General features: G+C 59.1%; 21 protein-coding genes and 1 pseudogene. 9 read left to right on the top strand and 13 right to left on the bottom strand.

Features of this window, described 5'->3' with window-relative positions; genetic code table 11:
• Positions 1-117 precede the first annotated feature (117 nt).
• From FRT59_RS09370 to FRT59_RS09400, 7 genes and pseudogenes are all read right to left on the bottom strand, one after another.
• A complete protein-coding gene (locus FRT59_RS09370; RefSeq protein WP_052224532.1) occupies positions 118-549 on the bottom strand; it encodes an alpha/beta fold hydrolase in 432 nt (143 codons plus the stop codon).
• 12 nt (positions 550-561) lie between these two features.
• Positions 562-930: pseudogene (locus tag FRT59_RS09375) on the bottom strand (reverse transcriptase domain-containing protein); the annotation flags it as partial.
• A 48-nt stretch (positions 931-978) separates the two neighbouring features.
• Positions 979-3,066, bottom strand: a complete 2,088-nt coding sequence (locus FRT59_RS09380) for an LTA synthase family protein (RefSeq protein ID WP_034116966.1) — start codon at positions 3,064-3,066, stop codon at positions 979-981.
• A 410-nt stretch (positions 3,067-3,476) separates the two neighbouring features.
• Positions 3,477-3,668, bottom strand: a complete 192-nt coding sequence (locus FRT59_RS09385) for a PLDc N-terminal domain-containing protein (protein ID WP_003172956.1) — start codon at positions 3,666-3,668, stop codon at positions 3,477-3,479.
• A gap of 67 nt (positions 3,669-3,735) precedes the next feature.
• Positions 3,736-4,266 carry a hypothetical protein gene (locus tag FRT59_RS09390; protein ID WP_153871037.1) on the bottom strand — a complete coding sequence of 177 codons (531 nt, stop codon included), beginning with the start codon at positions 4,264-4,266 and terminating at the stop codon, positions 3,736-3,738.
• 41 nt (positions 4,267-4,307) lie between these two features.
• On the bottom strand, positions 4,308-4,823 hold the full coding sequence (locus FRT59_RS09395; protein ID WP_153871038.1) for an ankyrin repeat domain-containing protein: 516 nt from the start codon (positions 4,821-4,823) through the stop codon (positions 4,308-4,310).
• 106 nt (positions 4,824-4,929) lie between these two features.
• The gene (locus tag FRT59_RS09400) at positions 4,930-6,756 is read right to left on the bottom strand and encodes a long-chain-acyl-CoA synthetase (RefSeq protein WP_034116969.1); all 1,827 of its coding nucleotides are present in this window, start codon (positions 6,754-6,756) and stop codon (positions 4,930-4,932) included.
• 405 nt (positions 6,757-7,161) lie between these two features.
• Here FRT59_RS09400 and FRT59_RS09405 point away from each other — a divergent pair, with 405 nt between their 5' ends.
• The gene (locus tag FRT59_RS09405; RefSeq protein WP_003172952.1) at positions 7,162-7,440 is read left to right on the top strand and encodes a DUF3509 domain-containing protein; all 279 of its coding nucleotides are present in this window, start codon (positions 7,162-7,164) and stop codon (positions 7,438-7,440) included.
• A gap of 56 nt (positions 7,441-7,496) precedes the next feature.
• Here FRT59_RS09405 and FRT59_RS09410 read toward each other — a convergent pair whose 3' ends face one another.
• From FRT59_RS09410 to aroC, 4 genes are all read right to left on the bottom strand, one after another.
• Entirely contained in the window at positions 7,497-7,766 is a 270-nt protein-coding gene (locus FRT59_RS09410) for a response regulator transcription factor (protein ID WP_034116970.1), read from the bottom strand.
• 210 nt (positions 7,767-7,976) lie between these two features.
• The gene (locus FRT59_RS09415) at positions 7,977-8,507 is read right to left on the bottom strand and encodes a 1,2-dihydroxy-3-keto-5-methylthiopentene dioxygenase (protein WP_153871039.1); all 531 of its coding nucleotides are present in this window, start codon (positions 8,505-8,507) and stop codon (positions 7,977-7,979) included.
• On the bottom strand, positions 8,504-9,670 hold the full coding sequence (locus tag FRT59_RS09420; protein WP_153871040.1) for an MFS transporter: 1,167 nt from the start codon (positions 9,668-9,670) through the stop codon (positions 8,504-8,506). The genes FRT59_RS09415 and FRT59_RS09420 overlap by 4 nt, the downstream gene beginning before the upstream one ends.
• 76 nt (positions 9,671-9,746) lie before the next feature.
• Positions 9,747-10,838 carry a chorismate synthase gene (aroC, locus tag FRT59_RS09425; protein ID WP_153871041.1) on the bottom strand — a complete coding sequence of 364 codons (1,092 nt, stop codon included), beginning with the start codon at positions 10,836-10,838 and terminating at the stop codon, positions 9,747-9,749.
• A gap of 143 nt (positions 10,839-10,981) precedes the next feature.
• Here aroC and FRT59_RS09430 point away from each other — a divergent pair, with 143 nt between their 5' ends.
• Positions 10,982-11,944 carry an alpha/beta hydrolase gene (locus FRT59_RS09430; protein ID WP_153838067.1) on the top strand — a complete coding sequence of 321 codons (963 nt, stop codon included), beginning with the start codon at positions 10,982-10,984 and terminating at the stop codon, positions 11,942-11,944.
• Positions 11,945-12,043: 99 nt separating this feature from the next.
• Complete coding sequence (locus FRT59_RS09435) at positions 12,044-12,847, top strand: hypothetical protein (protein ID WP_153871042.1); 804 nt, start codon at positions 12,044-12,046, stop codon at positions 12,845-12,847.
• A gap of 139 nt (positions 12,848-12,986) precedes the next feature.
• Here FRT59_RS09435 and prmB read toward each other — a convergent pair whose 3' ends face one another.
• Entirely contained in the window at positions 12,987-13,895 is a 909-nt protein-coding gene (gene prmB / locus FRT59_RS09440) for a 50S ribosomal protein L3 N(5)-glutamine methyltransferase (protein WP_034116976.1), read from the bottom strand.
• Positions 13,896-14,135: 240 nt separating this feature from the next.
• Here prmB and FRT59_RS09445 point away from each other — a divergent pair, with 240 nt between their 5' ends.
• The 5 genes from FRT59_RS09445 to FRT59_RS09465 all read left to right on the top strand — a co-directional run bounded on the left by FRT59_RS09445 (position 14,136) and on the right by FRT59_RS09465 (position 16,913).
• Positions 14,136-14,726, top strand: a complete 591-nt coding sequence (locus tag FRT59_RS09445; RefSeq protein WP_034116977.1) for a cysteine hydrolase family protein — start codon at positions 14,136-14,138, stop codon at positions 14,724-14,726.
• A gap of 136 nt (positions 14,727-14,862) precedes the next feature.
• Positions 14,863-15,183, top strand: coding sequence for a hypothetical protein (locus tag FRT59_RS09450; protein ID WP_034116978.1), 321 nt, complete (start codon positions 14,863-14,865; stop codon positions 15,181-15,183).
• Between the two features lie 75 nt (positions 15,184-15,258).
• Complete coding sequence (locus FRT59_RS09455; RefSeq protein ID WP_153871043.1) at positions 15,259-15,816, top strand: Smr/MutS family protein; 558 nt, start codon at positions 15,259-15,261, stop codon at positions 15,814-15,816.
• A gap of 78 nt (positions 15,817-15,894) precedes the next feature.
• Positions 15,895-16,440 carry a GTP cyclohydrolase I FolE gene (folE, locus tag FRT59_RS09460; RefSeq protein ID WP_034116980.1) on the top strand — a complete coding sequence of 182 codons (546 nt, stop codon included), beginning with the start codon at positions 15,895-15,897 and terminating at the stop codon, positions 16,438-16,440.
• 101 nt (positions 16,441-16,541) lie between these two features.
• Complete coding sequence (locus FRT59_RS09465; protein ID WP_027603930.1) at positions 16,542-16,913, top strand: glutathione S-transferase N-terminal domain-containing protein; 372 nt, start codon at positions 16,542-16,544, stop codon at positions 16,911-16,913.
• A 59-nt stretch (positions 16,914-16,972) separates the two neighbouring features.
• Here the strand turns inward: FRT59_RS09465 and FRT59_RS09470 are convergent, their stop codons facing one another.
• Positions 16,973-17,575 (bottom strand): glutathione S-transferase family protein, encoded by a 603-nt coding sequence (locus FRT59_RS09470; protein WP_153871044.1) that lies wholly within the window; start codon positions 17,573-17,575, stop codon positions 16,973-16,975.
• Positions 17,576-17,882: 307 nt separating this feature from the next.
• On the opposite strand from FRT59_RS09470, the gene FRT59_RS09475 reads away from it, so the two are divergent.
• Positions 17,883-19,229, top strand: a complete 1,347-nt coding sequence (locus tag FRT59_RS09475; RefSeq protein WP_034116982.1) for an NCS2 family permease — start codon at positions 17,883-17,885, stop codon at positions 19,227-19,229.
• Positions 19,230-19,236 lie beyond the last annotated feature (7 nt).

The raw sequence follows: 19,236 nt of genomic DNA on the forward strand, positions 1-19,236 counted from the left end.
CATTTAAGACTTCCTGTGTCTTGAGGGCATTGCAGGAGTGATTCCTGAATACCCGTTGGATACTACTCATAGGTTCAATAGGGGTCAACCTCAATTACCTAAGGTTTACAGGCGCTCTCATACAGGGTCAGGCAACGCCTGAGCCCCTGCAAGAAACCGCTGGATAGCCTGCAGGGTTTGCTCGGCATACTCTAGGTAGGGTACATGCCCCGCATCCTCGATAATGCAAATACTGGCCTGTGGCAAAAGCCGGCGGACCTCGTACAAGCACGAAACATCAAAGACCCGATCATTGCTCCCCCACACCACCAATGTCTTGGCTTGAACGTCCGCCAATCGCGGTTGAAGCGGGTACAGTCCGGCATCCTTGAAGTCCCCTAGTATTTTTCCAATTTTCTCATAGCGCTGTGCCCCCTTGTTCGCCAGCGCCCTCGCCAGAAAAGCTGGAACCTTGGGCGGCCGGGTGAACACCATTTCCCACAGGGCCTGCATTTCGCCAACGCAGCGATAGCCAAAAGGGTGTTTGCCCGACTCCAGAAACTGACTCATCGCCGGACTGAGGCTACGAACATACGCATTCGCATCGTCGGCATAGCGCACAAAACAATGGCCTCGGCGCTCAAGCTCCCGGTCCACTTCGTCCAGCAGCACATTCGTCAGCAACGGCAACAGTGGGCCGCCTTGTGGCGCCCCGCAGCGGCTTTTCTCGACCTCGCCATTGATCAGCGTTCCTGCATCCAGATACGCCCGAATCAGCCGGATAACCGACCGATCCGCAATCCGATTGCCCAAACGATCGATCAAAGTATTGTGGTCAACCCGATCGAAGAACTTCTCCAGATCAACATCTACCACCATTCTGCACCCTGAGAACACGTGGTGCTGAGCCGCCAAAACCGCGTCCTGCGCACTGCGGCCCGGGCGAATGCCGCAAAAAAAAGAGGCCTTCTAGAAGGCCTCTTTTTTATTGCCGGTCAATCAGTCCGGCTTACCATCCACGACACCTGCGGTGTTATCCAGCAGGCTCTTGGTAGCGGTTTGCAAGAACGACTCGAGTTTTTGCTTGAGTGCAGCCTCGTCCGGCGATTCCGGGATCACCTTGCCAGTCGGCTCGGCGCCCAAGGTGTATTCCCACAACTTGGGTGGCATTTCTTTTGGCAATACCAGCACGCGGTCACCGGTAAGCAAGGCCACGGTCTGGTCGCTGCCTGACGGCTTGATCACGCCGAAGCCCTTGTCGCCTTCCGGCAGGTTCAGCAGGTCACGGCCCCAGCACTGGTGCAGGGTGTCGCCGCCAAGGCGGCCCATGATGGTCGGCACGATGTCGATCTGAGTGCCCACGGTGTGGTCACGCTCGCCGAACTTCTCCTGCATGCCCGGTGCAATCAACAGCATCGGCACGTTGAAGCGGCCCAGGTCCATCTCGGTGATCTGCTGCTCGTTACCGAAGCCGTGGTCGCCTACGACCACAAACAGGGTTTCCTTGAAGTACGGCTCTTTACGGGCCTTTTCAAAGAACTGGCCCAAGGCCCAGTCGGAGTAGCGCATCGCCGTCAAATGCTCATTGAGGCTGCCACGGTCGGTGACTTTCTCAACCGGCAATGGCGTCGGCAAAGCGTACGGCGTGTGGTTGGACAGGGTTTGCAGCAGCGCGTAGAACGGCTTGCCGCCTTCACGGGCCTTTAATTCTTCCAGGCCACGGTTGAACATGTCCTGGTCGGATACGCCCCACGTCGGGTCGGAGAATACCGGGTCGACGAAGTCATTGCGGCCGATGAAGTTGGTCATGCCCTGGTTGCTGAAGAAGCCCGACTGGTTGTCCCAGGCGAAATCGCCGTTGTAGACATACACATCGTCGAAATCACGGGCGCTGAGCAACTGCGGCAAGCCCGACAGTTTGTGGCTGCCTTCCGGCGTCTGCATCAGGTATTCGAAACCCGGCAGGTTCGGGAAGCAAGCCATGGTGGCGAACATACCCTGGTGGGTGTGGGTGCCGTTGGAGAAGAAGCGGTCGAACAGCAAGCCTTCCTTGGTCAGCTTGTCGAAGTACGGCGTGATATTGCCCGGACGACCCAATGCGCCCACCGAATGACCGGCGAAGCTTTCCATCAGGATCACCACGACGTTCTTGATCGGCAGGGTTTTCTCGGCCGGTGGCGTGAAGTCACGGCGCACGGCAGCAGTGTCGGTATCCACCAGCTTCTCTTGCGGCAACACCAGCATGTCGCGCACGGTCTGGGTGGCCAGCGGCTGCTCCAGGGTGGCTTTCCAGATGTTGGCACGGTCTTCACCGAACCGCGCCTTGGCCGCGGCGATCAGCGACAGGGTGCCATTGAGGCCCAACTGGTTGGCGAAGTTGGAATCGGTGGTGTACACATCACCCCAACGCAACGGCGGCCCCTGGCGCAGGGTGCCACGGATGGCGACCACAGCGACCAGCAGGCAGACCACGAACACGGCGATGCGGCTGTACCACGGTGCCACCTGGCGCGTACTGATAGTGCCGCCACTGAACGGGCCGCGTGGGCGCGTTGCCCGGTCTGCCCCTTTGAAGGCCATGCTCAGGATCAGCGTACCCACGGCCCAGGCCAGCAGGTAGCGCACGACCGGGAAACCGTACCAGAGCATGCTCATCACGGTTTTCGGGTCTTCCTTCACATACTGGAAGACCAGGCCGTTGAGGCGCTGGTGGAACTCACGGTAGAAGTCCATCTCCATCAAGCCCAGGAACAAGGCGATGCTCGACGCGACGGTCAGCCACACACGGAAGAAGCCACGTGCCGCCATGGCCCGCACACTGAACAACGCCAGCAGCAGCGGGATCAGCAGGTACATCACCAGGCGAATGTCCAGGCGCAGGCCGTTGGCGAACGCTTCCAGGAACGTCGAGGCGGGCGTATCCAGGATCATCTCGCGGTTGTAGACCAGCAACGCCAGGCGTAGCAGGGAGAACATCACCATCATGACCAATGCGCAAAGCAGCGTGTAAGCCAGATGGGATTTGACGGTCGGTTGCAGCAGGCGATTTGAAGCTCGCTGCTGATTCAGGGCGTCCGGGTTTGCCATGTCGTTTTAGGACCCATTGGAAGTTTAAGTTGCGAAATAATGCAGTGGCGTCCGTCCCTCGCCCAGGCTGGCTGGGGTAGGCGGTTAACGCGGTGGCACAAATGGTGCCCGATCAAGCCCGGCAAGGCTATTAATTACTGAACGTGCGCCACGATCCTGCCTTTAAAAGCATTGGAGTCAGAGCCTTGGCAGGGAGATAAAGCCGGCGAATTGTCTTGGATAAGATGTGAAAATTCTGTGCACCGAATACTTTCGACACATAAAACTAATTGATGCAGTGAAAAGCAATGTGGGAGCGGGCTTGCTCGCGAATGCGGTGTGTCAGTCAAAACATCTGATACTGATACACCGCTTTCGCGAGCAAGCCCGCTCCCACACTAACTGTGCTCACTCCAAAGAAAGTGAGGTGCTTAGATCCGCACGTTACCGCGTGGCCCGGCAATCGCCCAGATGATCAGGCCCAGTACTGGCAACAGCAGGATCAGCAGGATCCATAGCACTTTGGCGCCCGTGCTCGCGCCGCTTTTGAACACGTTGATGATCGCCCAGATATCCAGCGCGAGGATGATCAGGCCAATCAGGCCATTAAAAGTGGAACCCATGGTGTCGCTCCTAAGTGAGGGCATGCACTTGTAGGATAGCCAGCCTTGGCGGGGGTTCCGTTTTATTTCAGACGTGCACAGCGATCTTCAACGCTTCCAGCGACGGCTCGGCCTTGATACCCACTTCGGCGCACAGTTCCAGCACTCGTGGCAGGTCGTTGCCAAACACCAACACCGCCTGGATCTCGTCGTCCAACAACTGGCTGAAGTTCATCAACACATAGCCGCCGTCTTCCGGGCTCAAGGCGCTCATCTGGATCTGGATGCGGTTCAGCGCGGTCAGGTCTTCGGCCTTGGCCAGTTGCTTGGGCTTGAGGTTGAACGCCACATCCGGGCCGAACGACGCGACGATCTGGGCAAACAGGTCGACATAGGTATCGGCCTGGAACAATACCGTGTCCGGCAGGCTACCGACCACCACCCACTCTCCCAGTGAGATAGGGAAGGTGTCGTCATAGTTGATATCCGGATTGGCCGCCAGAAACGCCAGCGGGTCCGCATAGGCCTGGGCCGCTTCGTCGGCGATACGCGCGACCTCGTCGTCGCTCATGACGCCGGCGCTGATTTTGCTGAGGAGTTCGACGAGGGCGGTTTTCATGAGGTGGTCCTGTGGCGGGCGGGTTTTAAAGGGCGCGTAGCCTACACCAGTTTCTGCAACTGCGCCGCCGTATCCACCGCCCCCATGGTCTGCGCCGCCGCCAGCGCGGTTGCGCCCTGAGCGTCAGTGGCTTTGGGGTTGGCACCTTGGCCTAGCAGGTACTCAACCATTTCAACGCGGTTAAACATCGCGGCCATCATCAGCGCCGTACGCCCGTCCGACGACGCGGCCTCAACCGGCGTCCCCCCTTCGATCAGCGCCTTGACCACCGGCAGGTTGCCTTTGAACGCCGCCCCGGCAATCGGCAACTGGTTCTTGTCGTTGGCGATCAAGGGGTCGGCCTTGAATTCCAGCAGCACCTTTACCGCCTCGGCGTGGCCATGGTAGGCCGCGAGCATCAACAAGGTGTCGCCATTGTGATTACGAAAGTTGGCCGGCAAGCCCTTGGCCAAGAGTGCAGCGAGCATGGCGGCGTCGCCTTTGCGGGCCACGTCGAAGACCTGCTCGGCGAATTCGGCAGCTTCATCTTTGGTCATTTGTTTAGGCTGATCTGACATGGGGGCTCCTTCCTGATGCGGCTTATGTAACTGGATAAGGCGCCCAGTGTCGCGATGGAGTTCCCCAGTGTCATGGCTTTTTTGTCAAAAGCCGCCATAGCCAGAATCAATAACGGAACTGCCCGCCCTGGATCTGCGCCAACAATTGCCCGGTGACCGGCACGTAGCTGTCCGAACCCGGCAACCAGGCGTAGACCGGATCATTGCCGGCCTTGTCCGGGTCGAATGCCTCCTCTTTGAGTTTCACTTTCTGGTATTTGAAGGTGCCGGTGGTTTCCATCTTCACCTTGATCCGCAGGAACAGCGGCACCGCATAATGCGGCAACTGGCCATGAGCGAATTGCAGCAACTCGCGCATATCCAGGGCGGCCAGGGATTCGCTGGGAGTGATGGCGACCATGCCTGCGCGGCCGTTAGTGTTTTCAATCTCGACGCCATATGCCACCACTTCGGCAATCTGCGGGTGTTGCAGCAGGACGTTTTCCACTTCGGTGGTCGAGACGTTTTCGCCCTTCCAACGATAGGTATCGCCCAGGCGATCGACAAATTGCGCATGACCAAAACCGATACTGCGCACCAGGTCGCCCGTATTGAAGTAGCGGTCACCCTTTTTGAACACGTCCGTCAGCACTACCTTGCGATTCTTTTCCGGGTCGGTATAGCCGTCGAAAGGCGACTTTTCATCGATGCGCGCCAACAACAGGCCCTGCCCGCCGGTGGGCACCTTGAGCATGAACCCATTGCTGGCGCGCAGCGGCTCACCCGTGTCGTGGGCGTAATCCACCAGCGCCCAGTGCTGCAGGCAAAAGCCGATGGTGTTGTCGAAATTCAGCACGTTGGTAAAGCCGATATTGCCGTCGCTGGCGGCATACAGCTCGCAGATATGCTCGACGCCATAGCGCTGCTTGAATTGTGCCCACACCCCGGGACGCAAGCCGTTACCGACCATCTTGGTCACGCGATTATCGCGATCCTGTGCGCTGGGCGGCTGATCAAGCAGGTAGCGGCACAACTCACCGACATAGCCAAGGGTGGTCGCGTTGAACTTGCGCGCATCGTCCCAGAACTGGCTGGCGCTGAATTTGCGCCGAATGGCGAAGCCGGAAGCACCGATAATGGCCGAGCCCCAGCACACACACAGGCCGGTGGCGTGGTACAGCGGCAAGGTGCAATAGAGGACGTCCTGCGGCCCCATGTCCAGGGCGATGCTGCCGAAGCTCACGGCGGTCTTGGTCCAGCGCCCGTGCTTCATGATGCCGGCCTTGGGCAAGCCGGTGGTGCCGGACGTGTAGATATAGAAGCAGGGGTCGTTGAAGAAAATCTGCGCAGAGCTCGCGAGATTGTCGACCGGGCTTTCGGCACTCGCGGCCATCAGGTCGATATAGCCCTGGGGAGCCTCAGTACCGGGTTGATCAGCCACGAACCAGGTCCGCTCGGCACGGATCTGCACGTGTTCACGCACTGCTGCGTAGGCACTCAGCAACTCCGCCCCCACCACAATGGCTACCGGGTTGACCAGCGTCAGGCTGTGCACCAGCGGGGCCTGGGTCTGCGAGGTATTGAGCATGGCACAGATACCGCCCAGCTTGGCCACGGCCAGCACGTTCAAGAGCAGTTCGGGACGGTTTTCGATAAACAGCGCCACCACGTCGCCCTTGCGAATGCCTTGGGCATGCAAGAAATGGGCGATGCGATTGGCACGCTGGTTGGCGTCGCGATAGCTGATCACGCTGTCGCCGTACAGCAGCGCGGCACCGTGCGGGTTACGCAAGGCCGCTTGCTCGAAATGCCAGGCCAAGCCGCAGGGCTGCGTTGGGTCGGTGACATTGGCTGCGCGCATGCCGCGAACAACCCTTGGGAGCGCCCTAACGATAGCGGGCACCTTGCGCAGCATCATGCGCCAGGTGATTAGGTCGGTTTGCTGGTGACTCATGGCGGAACGTCCTTTTTCTTATTCTTGGTCGGGGCCGGAAACTCGGCGCCCATGAGGGAATTCGCCGAATGACTTACCGGAAAATACGTCAGCCCTTCCCGGGCTGTACATGCGGGATTTGAAAAGTTTTGTATCCCATTGGTAGTCCGGTCACGGAATGGAATTTTCCCGCGAAAAAGACGGTCAGTATCTTCATAGTATTACCACTGCCCGTAAAAAAACCTCGGCCAGACAACGCAAAATGCAGGATGCACGATGGCCATTCATGCAAATTGCACGAAAATGAAAATTCAAAAATTTTATAAGTAGCTGATTTATAAGGATTTTTTAATACTGGCAATACTGGCACAATCACTGCACCTATCACTCCATGCTTGCCAACTTAAGCCAACGGAGCTGATAGACATGAGCCTGATCCAAGACAAATTCGCTTCAGTATTTTCCAACTACGACGTCACCACTCAGCCACGTCCCGACGGCGGCATCCTGTTGACTCTGCGCAATAGCGAAGGCAAACAGGTCAAGCGCTCGATTTCGTACCAGCAACTGCACACAGCCGACCAACTGACCTGGGTCATCAGCGCCATTCGCCGTGACTTGGCCGAACAAGCCAGCGAGTTGCCGCAAATTTCGATGCTGCAAAGCCAGAACCGCTTTGCGCTGCCGACTTACCATTCGGCTTAAGCGACAGATAGTAAAAGGGCCGCGACGCCATTGGCGTCGCGGCCCTTTTTTTGCCTTCAGCATAAACCTCGGCGGGCTGCTTCATTCATCGCCTGTACACGATTGGTGACATCCAGCTTGCCGTAGATGTTACGCAGATGGAATTTCACCGTAGCTTCTGAAGAGGCGCGAATCTGGCTGATTTCCCAGACGGTCTTGCCCTCGGAGGCCCACCGCAGGATCTCCAGCTCCGATGGAGTCAGGGGCTTGCCAGACAAGCTCAGGCGCTTTCTGATAGCCGTCGGCACAATCACCAACGGGGAATACGTCTGCTCTGGGCCACTCATTGCTCTCTCCTTTTATATCTGCTGACGCAATGCCACCTTTCGGATTCCTCCTATTGACAGGTGACATAAACACGGGTGCAAACGGAGAGTTACATAACGCGTGGAATGAAAGCGTTAACCACAGAATAAACAGCTTTACCCTACGAGAAATTGAGTTTCTTCCCACAGCAACTTCCAACTTGCCAGGGTTGAAAATTCAGATATTTATGCTTAGTCGTCCAGCCCTGGGAAGCGAGCGCAACTATTATCGCCGGTGAACTCAGGTACCTTGCCTTGGGTGGTGTTGAACAGGCGCAGTGCCACCAAGTGCGGGCTCTCCCCTATGTCGAACCCGTGCGGCAGGCCAGCCGGAATTATCAGCAGGTCATTTTTCTCACAGCGTACGCCGTACACATAGTTGCCAATATGCAGTGTGTATAGCCCCTGGCCGGCGATAAAGAAGCACACTTCATCTTCACTATAAGTACGCTCCTGGAGAAACTGGGTACGTAACTCATCTTTCTGTGGATGATCGTGAGTCACGCTGATCACCTCCACGGCGGCGTAGCCGAGGGCGTCGATCTGAGCCTGGTAAGCGTCGATCAGTTCAGCCTCGCTGGCGCCCCTCTCGATAGGGCTGGGCTGCCAGCGCTCAAACCGCACGCCGTGCTCGGCCAGGGTCGACTGAATGTCGTCGAGATGGGTCAACACCTTGTTCGGGGTGTCCGGGTGGTCGATAGGGTAGACAGCTACATAACTCATTGCATGGCTCCTTGGTTCGGTTCGTGCAATCGAAGGCCGATGATAATGGCGGCGGCCAGGGCGGCGATGCTCGCGACGCTGAAGGTCAGGGTTGGCCCCAACAGGTTCCAGCTATAACCGGAATACAGGGCGCCGATTACACCACCGGTGCCGACCAACGCCGAGTACAACGCCTGGCCCCGGCCTTGCTCACGGTCACTGAAATTGCACTGCACAAAGGCGATCGCCGCCGCATGAAAGCTGCCGAACGTAGCGGCGTGCAGCAATTGCGCCACTATCAGCACCCAGAAAAATTCGGCAAAGGAGCCCAGCAGCAACCAGCGCAGTGCTGCCAGCAGGAAGCTGGCCAACAGCACTCGGCGCACCGAAAAACGCTCGAAAATGCGGCTCATGGCCAGGAACATCAGGACCTCTGCCACTACGCCCAGCGCCCACAACATGCCGATCACACCACGGCTGTAGCCCAGGTGTTCCAGGTGCAGGGTGAGAAAGGTGTAATACGGGCCGTGACTCATTTGCATCAGCGCCACGCAGGCGTAAAACGCCAGTACGCCGGGACTGAGCAATTGCTTGAGGAAACCGTCGCCGGCCAAGCGATTACCCTCGCTGGAGGGCTGAGCATTTGGCACCCACAGGCTGGCACTGATTATGCCAACCATGATCACCACGACCACCACCGGATAGCTATCCAGGCTCAGCCAGTCGTACAGGCGCCCAATAATCACCACGGTGAGGATAAAACCGATGGAGCCCCACAGACGGATCTGGCTGTAGCGCGAGGTTTGTTTGTGCAAGTGGGCCAGGGTGATGACTTCAAACTGCGGCAGCACTGCGTGCCAGAAGAACGCGTGCAAGGCTATGACCAGCGCAACCCAGGCGTAAGTCTTGGGGACGAAAATCAGGCAAAAGCTGGCCAGGGTGCTGCACACCGCGCCAAACCGCACGATGGCCAGGCGCCGGCCAGTGGCGTCGCCGATCCAGCCCCATAGATTCGGCGCTACGCAACGCATCAGCATAGAGATGGACACCAGTTCACCGATACGCGCGCTGGAGAAGCCCAGGTGATCGAAGTACAGCGCCAGGAACGGTGCAGTCGCCCCCAGCAGGGCGAAGTAGAACAGGTAGAAGCTGGAGAGGCGCCAGTACGGGAGCGGTGGGTTCATTTTACTGGGGGCTGCTTGGCAGCCCAGCGCGAGCAAGCTCGCTCGCCACAACAAGCGCGCTCGCCGCCACGGACCGTCACAGCTGGCCCAGTACCGGCGTCGTCACGCGCACATCGGCATTTTGCCCACGGTTGCGCAGCAGGTGATCCATCAGCACGATGGCCATCATAGCCTCGGCAATCGGCGTGGCACGGATGCCAACGCAGGGGTCGTGGCGGCCCTTGGTGATCACATCCACCGGGTTGCCGTGCACATCGATCGAACGGCCCGGCGTGGTAATGCTCGACGTCGCCTTGAGCGCCAGGTGCGCCACGATCGGCTGGCCGGAGGAAATACCGCCGAGGATGCCGCCCGCGTTGTTACTGAGGAAACCTTCCGGGGTCAGTTCATCGCGGTGTTCGGTACCACGTTGGGCAACACAGGCGAAACCGGCGCCGATTTCCACGCCCTTCACCGCGTTGATGCTCATCAGCGCGTGAGCCAGTTCGGCGTCGAGGCGGTCGAAGATTGGCTCGCCCAGGCCCGGTTTCACACCTTCGGCCACCACGGTGATCTTGGCGCCAACGGAGTCCTGGTCGCGGCGCAACTGGTCCATGTAGGCCTCCAGTTCCGGCACCTTGTCCGGGTCGGGGCTGAAGAAGGCGTTATCGTCGACACTGTCCCAGCTCTTGAAGGGGATTTCGATGGGGCCCAACTGGCTCATGTAGCCACGGATGACGATGCCCTGGGTGGCCAGGTATTTCTTGGCAATGGCACCGGCAGCCACGCGCATGGCGGTTTCGCGCGCCGAACTGCGGCCACCGCCGCGGTAGTCGCGCTCGCCGTATTTGTGGTGGTAGGTATAGTCGGCATGGGACGGGCGGAACAGGTCCTTGATTGCCGAGTAGTCCTTGGACTTCTGGTCGGTGTTGCGAATCAGCAGGCCGATGGCGCAGCCGGTGGTGCGACCTTCGAATACCCCGGAGAGGATTTCGACTTCGTCCGGCTCCTGACGCTGGGTAGTGTGGCGGCTGGTGCCGGGCTTGCGGCGGTCGAGGTCGCGCTGCAGGTCTTCCTGGGACAGTTCGAGGCCTGGCGGGCAGCCGTCGACAATGGCGACCAACGCCGGGCCATGGCTTTCGCCCGCGGTGGTGACAGTGAACAGCTTGCCGAAGGTATTGCCGGACATGCAGGGCGCTCCGTGAAATCAGTTGAATCAAGTCAACCGTAATAACTTAAGGCGGCCAGTATACGCAGGCTAACCGACTAGTTCATCCTCGAAACCTTACCGGTAGACGTTGGTCCAACCGGCACCTCACTGATGATGGCGCTATGATGCTGCGAGCTTTACTGTTCACCCTCACCCTGTTTACCGCCGTGGCCCAGGCCGCCTCCCCTGTCGTACTGCAACGCCCTATCAGCCTGGACACCGGCAGCGGCGAATTATTTGGCTCATTGCTGTTACCGCAGTCCGACAAACCGGTGCCCGTGGTGCTGATCATCGCCGGTTCCGGGCCGACCGACCGCAATGGCAACAGCGCTGACGGCGCTCGCAATGACAGCCTCAAGCGCCTGGCCTGGGTGCTGGCCCGGCATAACATTGCCAGTGTGCGTTACGACAAGCGCGGGGTCGCTGCAAGCCTGGCCGCCACGCCGGATGAACGTAACCTCACCCTTGACGCTTATGTGTCCGACGCGGTGGCCTGGGGCAAGTTGCTCAAGGCCGACCAGCGCATGGGCCCGTTGATTGTGCTGGGCCATAGCGAAGGCGCTTTGGTGGCCGCTCTCGCCGCACCGCAACTGGCGCCGGCCGGGGTGATTTCCTTGTCCGGTAGCGCGCGCCCGGTGGACCAGGTGATTCGCCAGCAATTGGCCGATCACTTGCCCCCTGCCCTGTTGCTGCGCAGCAATCAAATCCTCGACCACCTCAAGGCCGGCCAGGTAGATGCCGACGTGCCCCGCCCGCTGGAGGGCATTTTCCGCCCAAGTGTGCAGCCTTACCTGATCAGCCTGTTTCGCGCCGACCCCTCGGCTGCCTTCGCCAAGCTGACCATGCCGGCGTTGATCATCCAGGGCACCAACGATATCCAGGTCGGCGTAGCAGATGCCCAGCAACTGAAAAAGGCCAAGCCCGACGCGCATTTGACCGTGATCGAAGGCATGAACCACGTGATGCGCATCGTGCCCAACGACGTGAAGCAGCAACTGGCGTCCTACAACGACCCGAAACTGCCCCTCGCCGCCGAACTGGGGCAGCGCATCGTCGCGTTTATCGACGGACTTCAGCCCCGTTAAGCGACTATTGGCCTCCAGTCTTGGGAAAAACGGCCGATAAGCCCTGGGTCGACAGTAAAAAGACTGTCGGCTTGCAGGGCTTGGACAGGATCGCGCCGCATGACAACCACCGAAGCAACACCCGAATCTCCCGCCGACACCCCGGCTGAACCCGAGGCCGCCGAGGCTGCGGCCCTGCCGTGGGCGGACGTACACGCCGAACATTTCAAGATGCTGCGCCTTGCCCCCCTCGCCACTGACCGGGCCACCGGCGCGCGGCCGTTACGCTTTGTGCAGTTCGGCTATGCCGAGCGTCATGACAAACACCACAGCCTGTTGCGCATGGTCATCCAGTTACCGGGCCAGCGGGTACGCCGCGAGCAGAACCACCTGGATATCTGGGTGGATCACGATAAACACCGCGTGCACTTCGGCCCGGGCAACAGCCTGGAAATAGAGCCGGTCAACCGTGGTCTTGGCCGCTTTCTGGTCGCACAGGCCGCCGCTTGGGCGAAGAAGAAATGGTCACACTACCGCGTCGATGGCGTGGACCTGGCCAACAAGGACGCCCTCAACGAAGCCACGCGCCTGCGCCGCGATCACTTCCTGCGTATCCAGGGTTTTGATGTGGCCTACGCCGATGTGCAGCATCTCAAAGGCAATGTGCAGCCGGGCAAGGTCAGCGACGTGCTGGACAGCTGGAATACCGAGAAGGTGCAGTTCGTGGAAATCCTCGAAGCCGCGCAGATGCTGCAACAGGCCGAGCAGAACCTGGCGGAACAGGAAGTGAAGCTGCGCAAGGAAGAGGAAAAAGTCATCAAGTTCAAGCGTGAAGACAGTGGGCTGCGCTTTACGATTACCTGTTTGGTGGCGTTTACGGTGTTTCAGGCGGGGTTGTTGATCTGGATTGCGACACACCGGTAGCAGACTGGAATGCAGTCAAATTGTGGGAGGGGGCTTGCTCCCGATGAGGGAGTATCAGTAGATGCATTGCTAACTGATACACCGCTATCGGGAGCAAGCCCCCTCCCACATTGGCCCAGTTTCTTCAGTTAAACCTTGGTTAAACCCGGGCAGCGAAGACGGCCTGGTGTTGGCGGCACTGTTCAGCCGTAAGCATGAACACCCCATGCCCGCCGCGCTGGAAGTCCAGCCAGGCAAAGTCCACTTCCGGGTACAACGCCTCGACATGCACCTGGCTGTTGCCCACTTCGACAATCAGCAAGCCCTTCTCAGTCAGGTGATCGGCCGCTTCGGCCAGCATCCGGCGTACCAGGTTCAAGCCGTCGTCACCGCAAGCCAGGCCCAGTTCGGGCTCGTGCTGGTATTCGTCCGGCATGTCGGCGAAATCTTCGGCATCTACATACGGCGGGTTCGACACGATCAGGTCAAAACGCTGGCCCGGCAAACCATCGAAGCCGTCGCCCTGCACGGTATAAACCCGCTCGTCGACGCCATGGCGCTCGATATTCTGATTCGCCACTTCCAGGGCTTCAAAGGACAGGTCACCCAGCACCACTTCAGCGTCCTGGAACTCATAGGCGCAAGCGATGCCGATGCAACCGGAGCCGGTGCACAGGTCAAGGATGCGAGCCGGTGGTTGGGCCAGCCAGGGTTCGAAGCGGTTTTCAATCAACTCACCAATGGGTGAACGCGGGATCAACACACGCTCATCGACAATAAACGACATGCCGCAGAACCACGCCTCTTTCAACAGGTAGGCGGTCGGTACACGCTCATGGATACGGCGATGCAGCAAGCGCTGCACATGGGAGATTTCCTCTTCTTCCAGGTTGCAATCCAGGTAGCTGTCGGCAATTTCCCACGGCAGGTGCAACGCACCGAGCACCAATTGCCGAGCTTCGTCCCAGGCATTGTCGGTGCCATGGCCAAAAAACAGGTCTTCCCCATGGAAACGGCTGACAGCCCAACGGATGTGGTCGCGCAAAGTGCGCAGGCGAGAAGTGATCACGGGGCAAGCTCCTGGAAAAAACGACTGGCGATTCTAACAGCCTTCACCTGTACCGACGATGTACGAAAGCCCTTGCGCCGTACGTCGGATTTCATCCAATTTGCCAGCATTGTGTTAAACAAGCCCACCTCTTGACATGGCTGCACGCCAGCAACGGCGTACCTTACGATAGTAGCGATTCACAGAAGCGCTCAGCCAGTGGACAATGTCGCAAAAGCCCCACTCACAGGAGCCCCCAGAATGTCCGTTCCAAAGACGATGTTTCAACTCAGCGGTCGCGGTTACGCAGCAGCCAACCTCAATCATGCGACCCTCGTGATCATCGACGCCCAGAAGGAATACCTCAGCGGCCCGCTCGCCCTCTCGGGCATGGACGCCGCTGTCGATAACATCAAGCAGCTAGTGACTGCAGCGCGTAACGCCGGGCGCCCGATTGTGCATGTGCGTCACCTGGGCACCGTCGGCGGCCTGTTTGACCCCCAGGGCGAGCGCGGCGAATTCATCCCGGGCCTGGAGCCTCTGGGTGATGAAACCATCATCGGCAAACTGCTGCCCAGCGCCTTCCACGGCACCGGCCTGGAAAAACACCTGCAAGACCTTGGCTCCCTGGACCTGATCGTCTGCGGCTTCATGAGCCACTCCAGTGTCAGCACCACCGTACGCGCGGCCAAGAACCTGGGCTTTCGCTGCACCCTGGTGGAAGATGCCTGCGCCACCCGCGACCTGCCCTACAAGGGCGGCATCCTGAGTGCCGAGCATGTGCAGCAAACCGAAATGGCCATCATGGCTGACAACTTCGCCACCCTCGCGTTGGCCAAAGATCTGATTTGATCATTCCTCTGATGAGCGGCGTGTTCATTGCTCCGCTCATCCGCTGAGCCCTTTCATTTGGCGCATTTACCTCAGGTACAGGAACAACCTGTGTATCTTCCGGTCGAAGGGCCGATACCCTGGAGGAAAGGTCGGAATGAAGATATCCGATGGTTTTGATGCTCGTCGCTTGCGCCCCAAGGGCCCGAGCAACTGGCGTCTGCGCCTGGTGGCCGGCATAGCCGCGTTGCTGGCGATCGTAGGTTTATTGTTGGCGGGCGCTGGTGGCGCTGGCCTGTTTGGGCATTCACCGGCACTGGGCGAGCTGAACGCCAGCCCGGGCGGCTCGGCGATCCTGTTGGTGATCGGCCTGCTGGTGGTGTGGCTGGGCGTGTGGTTATGGCGTCGCAGCCGTCGGCGGATGCGCCAGCCGTTGTCGTTGAATATCGCTTCGCACCTGATGAAAAAGCACGACTGATGGCGCTTGGATAGCGTTTCCTGCGCCCTGGCCGCCGCGATTTAGGTAAACTGCCCGCCCTTCGCGGAGGCTGACATGCAAGACGACGATTTTTCCCTGTTCAAAAACGAGTTGCGCGGCGTCAAGCCGATCAAGCACGACCGCGCTGACACCGGCAAACCCAAGACTGACCGGGCGCAGATCGCCAAACTGCGCCAGGCCGCGACCGTGCGCACCGATATCACCAACGTGGATGGCCTGTCGGATCAGTTCGTGATCGACGTCGGCCCCGAAGATGAGCTGATGTGGGCCCGCGACGGCGTGCAGGAAAGCCAGATGCGCAAGCTCAAGCTCGGCCAGGTCCCCTTCGAAGGTAGCCTGGACCTGCACGGCATGAATGTGGAGAAAGCCCGGGAAACCCTGTGGGCCTTCCTCGCCGAAGCCACCCAGTTCGAAATCCGCTGCGTGCGCGTCACCCACGGCAAGGCTGTGCGGTTGGATGGCAAGCGGCCGATGATCAAGAGCCACGTCAACACCTGGCTGCGCCAGCATGCCCAGGTGCTCGGTTTTACCTCATGCCAGGCCCGCCACGGCGGCGCCGGCGCGGTGTATGTGATGCTCAAGCGCACCATGATGGAGGGGCGCGACGAGTAACAAGTGCCATCGTCAGGCTTGCAGCGATGTGCCCGCCACCGTAACCTTGCGCTTTGCGAAAATCCCACAGGTAGTTTCATGTCCCTGGAACAGAATTACACCGCGATCCTTGGCCAACTCGGCGAGGACGTCTCCCGCGAGGGCCTGCTCGACACGCCAAAGCGTGCCGCCAAGGCGATGCAGTACCTCTGCCGCGGTTATGCACAGACGCTCGAAGAAGTCACCAATGGTGCCTTGTTCAGCTCCGACAACAGTGAAATGGTGCTGGTCAAGGACATCGAGTTGTATTCGTTGTGCGAGCACCACCTGCTGCCGTTTATCGGCAAGGCCCATGTCGCGTATATCCCGAGCGGCAAAGTGTTGGGCCTGTCGAAAGTCGCGCGGATTGTCGACATGTATGCGCGCCGCCTGCAGATCCAGGAAAACCTCAGCCGCCAGATCGCCGACGCCGTATTGGAAGTCACTGGCGCCCTGGGCGTGGCCGTGGTGATCGAGGCCAAGCACATGTGCATGATGATGCGCGGTGTGGAGAAACAGAACTCGTCGATGATCACCTCGGTGATGCTGGGTGAGTTCCGCGAAAACGCCGCTACCCGCAGCGAGTTTCTCAGCCTGATCAAGTAAACAGGCGGCATAAAAAAACCGGCGTTCATCGCCGGTTTTTTTTCGTGCGTAGAATTCAGGTAAGCTGCGGCCCCTTCTTCATGGGCAAGAGGTTTTCAGCCATGTTCGTCAAAGCACTTCGAGTCGGCCTCGGCCACGTCATCATCGCGGGCGACTTTCTGACCCGTCCACGCAAAAAACAGCGCCCCGCCGAACAACAGGCCCAGGTAAACGCTGCGGCCAAGGACCTGACCCTGTATCAGTTCCACGCCTGCCCGTTCTGCGTGAAGACCCGTCGCACCCTGCACCGCTTGAACGTGCCGGTGGCCTTGAAGGACGCGAAGAACAACGAACAAGACCGCCAGACCCTGCTGGAGCAAGGTGGCAAGATCAAGGTGCCGTGCCTGCGCATCGAAGAGAACGGCCAGACCACCTGGATGTATGACTCCAAGGTGATCATCGATTACCTGGACAAGCGTTTCGCTGCCATCTGACAGACCTGCGCATATTCACTGTGGGAGAGGGCAAGCCCCTCCCCTATTTGAATGGGTGTTCAGTCCAGCATCGCCACATGTTTTGGATGACTGGCGACGCGTGCCAACCACGCCTTCACCGCCGGATAGGGCGCCAGGTCAAAGCCTCCTTCATGGGCCACATGGGTGTAGGCATACAGCGCAATATCGGCAATCGAATAGGTGTCCCCCACCAGGTATGGCGTGGCTTGCAGTTGGCGCTCCATGACCTTCAAGGCCTTGTAACCGCCCTTGTGGGTGGTCTTGTATTCCTCGAGGCGATCTTGCGGCATGTTCAGGTAAAACTGGATAAACCGCGCCACCGCAATATACGGCTCATGGCTGTACTGCTCGAAAAACTGCCACTGCAATACCTGGGTGCGCAGGCGTGGTTCTGTCGGCAAGAACTCGCTGCCATCGGCGAGAAAATTGAGAATCGCATTGGATTCCCACAGGCAGGTGCCATCTTCCAGTTCCAGTACCGGAATCTTGCCGTTGGGGTTCTTGGCCAGGAATTCGGCGGTCTCGGTGTCGCCGTTGAGGATGTCGACATCGATCCATTGATACGGAATGCCCAGTAGGTTGAGCATCAATTTGACCTTGTAGCAGTTGCCCGACTTGTAATCGCCATAAACCTTGTACATGGGGCTCCCCTTATGCCGCTGGTGCGCTCTGACCGAATACTTGCGCCGATAAGGTGCGGGTGTCGGGGGATTGTTTCAAGGAGGCAGGCAGAATAAATCCCCTCGTACTTCTGAAATTGGCCTTTCATCCTCTTTTGCCGAACCGATCGAAAACATTATTTGCTTTATTTGTATACAAAAGCATAATTCGCTTCGTGCGAGTTCCTGACCTATTGGTCAACAAAACCCGCCAATACCTCAAAGCGCCGCTACCTACCCATGCGAACGGCGCTGGACATAACAATAAAACGCTTGAGGAGTATTTGCTGTGGATAGCCGAAAAACCGAAGCCCCTACGCTGGACCTCGCCACGCCACAAGGCGGTTGGCTGGAACGCCTGTTCAAACTGCGCTTGCATGGCACCACAGTGAAGACCGAGCTGATCGCCGGCCTCACCACGTTTATCACCATGGCCTACATCATCTTCGTCAACCCCAACATCATGGCTGACGCAGGCATCGATCACGGCGCGGCGTTTGTCGCCACCTGTATTGCCGCTGCGCTGGGCTGCCTGTTGATGGGCCTGTACGCCAACTGGCCGGTGGGCCTCGCGCCGGGCATGGGGCTGAACGCGTTTTTCACTTATACCGTGGTCGGTACCATGGGCTACACCTGGGAAACCGCGCTGGGCGCGGTGTTCATTTCCGGGGTGCTGTTCATGGGCCTGACGCTGTCGCGGGTGCGCGAGTGGCTGCTCAATAGCATCCCCGTAAGCCTGCGCCACGCGATGGGCGCCGGTGTCGGCTTGTTCCTCGGGGTGATCGGCCTGAAAACCGCGGGCATCATCGTCGACAGCCCGGCCACCTTGATCAAGCTCGGCTCCCTGCACGAACCGGCACCGCTGCTGGCGGCGGTGTGCTTCCTGTTGATTGCGATCCTCAGCTACCACCGGGTATTCGGCGCAATCCTGATCAGCATCATCGCCGTGACCCTCGCCGGCTGGGGCCTGGGCCTGGTGCATTACAACGGCATCCTCTCCACTCCGCCGAGCCTGGCACCGACCTGGATGGCCATGGATGTCAAGGGTGTATTCAATGTCAGCATGATTAGCGTGGTATTTGCTTTTCTTTTTGTACACATGTTTGATACCGCCGGTACACTGATGGGCGTGGCACAACGTGCCGGGCTGGTGAATGCCGATGGCAAGATCGATAACTTGTCACGCGCCTTGAAGGCCGACAGTGCGTCCAGCGTGTTTGGCGCCATGGTCGGCGTGCCTCCGGTGACCAGCTATGTGGAAAGTGCCGCGGGGGTGGCCGCGGGTGGACGCACCGGGTTGACCGCCGTGACCGTGGGAATCCTTTTCGTGGCGGCAATGTTTTTCGCGCCTCTGGCCGGGATGATCCCAGCCTATGCCACCGCCGGTGCGCTGATCTACGTGGCAATGCTGATGATGGCGAGCATGGCCCATATCAATTGGGACGAAGCCACCGACAGCATTCCGGCGATTGTCACCGCGATCATGATGCCACTGACGTTCTCGGTCGCTGACGGTATCGCCCTGGGCTTCATCACTTATGTGGCGCTCAAGGCCGGCACCGGCAAGTACCGGGAGATTTCCGTCAGCCTGTGGGTGTTGTGCGCGATTTTCATCGCGAAATTCATATTTTTGTAAAGGGAGC

It is taken from the genome of Pseudomonas haemolytica, assembly GCF_009659625.1.
Lineage (GTDB): Bacteria > Pseudomonadota > Gammaproteobacteria > Pseudomonadales > Pseudomonadaceae > Aquipseudomonas > Aquipseudomonas haemolytica.

Excerpts from the sequence above, each read along its gene's own strand:
- FRT59_RS09370 (WP_052224532.1), bottom strand. The coding sequence starts at position 549 with ATGAGTCAGTTTCTGGAGTCGGGCAAACACCCTTTTGGCTATCGCTGC.
- FRT59_RS09380 (WP_034116966.1), bottom strand. The coding sequence starts at position 3,066 with ATGGCAAACCCGGACGCCCTGAATCAGCAGCGAGCTTCAAATCGCCTG.
- FRT59_RS09385 (WP_003172956.1), bottom strand. The coding sequence starts at position 3,668 with ATGGGTTCCACTTTTAATGGCCTGATTGGCCTGATCATCCTCGCGCTG.
- FRT59_RS09390 (WP_153871037.1), bottom strand. The coding sequence starts at position 4,266 with ATGAAAACCGCCCTCGTCGAACTCCTCAGCAAAATCAGCGCCGGCGTC.
- FRT59_RS09395 (WP_153871038.1), bottom strand. The coding sequence starts at position 4,823 with ATGTCAGATCAGCCTAAACAAATGACCAAAGATGAAGCTGCCGAATTC.
- FRT59_RS09400 (WP_034116969.1), bottom strand. The coding sequence starts at position 6,756 with ATGAGTCACCAGCAAACCGACCTAATCACCTGGCGCATGATGCTGCGC.
- FRT59_RS09405 (WP_003172952.1), top strand. The coding sequence starts at position 7,162 with ATGAGCCTGATCCAAGACAAATTCGCTTCAGTATTTTCCAACTACGAC.
- FRT59_RS09410 (WP_034116970.1), bottom strand. The coding sequence starts at position 7,766 with ATGAGTGGCCCAGAGCAGACGTATTCCCCGTTGGTGATTGTGCCGACG.
- FRT59_RS09415 (WP_153871039.1), bottom strand. The coding sequence starts at position 8,507 with ATGAGTTATGTAGCTGTCTACCCTATCGACCACCCGGACACCCCGAAC.
- FRT59_RS09420 (WP_153871040.1), bottom strand. The coding sequence starts at position 9,670 with ATGAACCCACCGCTCCCGTACTGGCGCCTCTCCAGCTTCTACCTGTTC.
- aroC (WP_153871041.1), bottom strand. The coding sequence starts at position 10,838 with ATGTCCGGCAATACCTTCGGCAAGCTGTTCACTGTCACCACCGCGGGC.
- FRT59_RS09430 (WP_153838067.1), top strand. The coding sequence starts at position 10,982 with ATGATGCTGCGAGCTTTACTGTTCACCCTCACCCTGTTTACCGCCGTG.
- FRT59_RS09435 (WP_153871042.1), top strand. The coding sequence starts at position 12,044 with ATGACAACCACCGAAGCAACACCCGAATCTCCCGCCGACACCCCGGCT.
- FRT59_RS09445 (WP_034116977.1), top strand. The coding sequence starts at position 14,136 with ATGTCCGTTCCAAAGACGATGTTTCAACTCAGCGGTCGCGGTTACGCA.
- FRT59_RS09450 (WP_034116978.1), top strand. The coding sequence starts at position 14,863 with ATGAAGATATCCGATGGTTTTGATGCTCGTCGCTTGCGCCCCAAGGGC.
- FRT59_RS09455 (WP_153871043.1), top strand. The coding sequence starts at position 15,259 with ATGCAAGACGACGATTTTTCCCTGTTCAAAAACGAGTTGCGCGGCGTC.
- folE (WP_034116980.1), top strand. The coding sequence starts at position 15,895 with ATGTCCCTGGAACAGAATTACACCGCGATCCTTGGCCAACTCGGCGAG.
- FRT59_RS09465 (WP_027603930.1), top strand. The coding sequence starts at position 16,542 with ATGTTCGTCAAAGCACTTCGAGTCGGCCTCGGCCACGTCATCATCGCG.
- FRT59_RS09470 (WP_153871044.1), bottom strand. The coding sequence starts at position 17,575 with ATGTACAAGGTTTATGGCGATTACAAGTCGGGCAACTGCTACAAGGTC.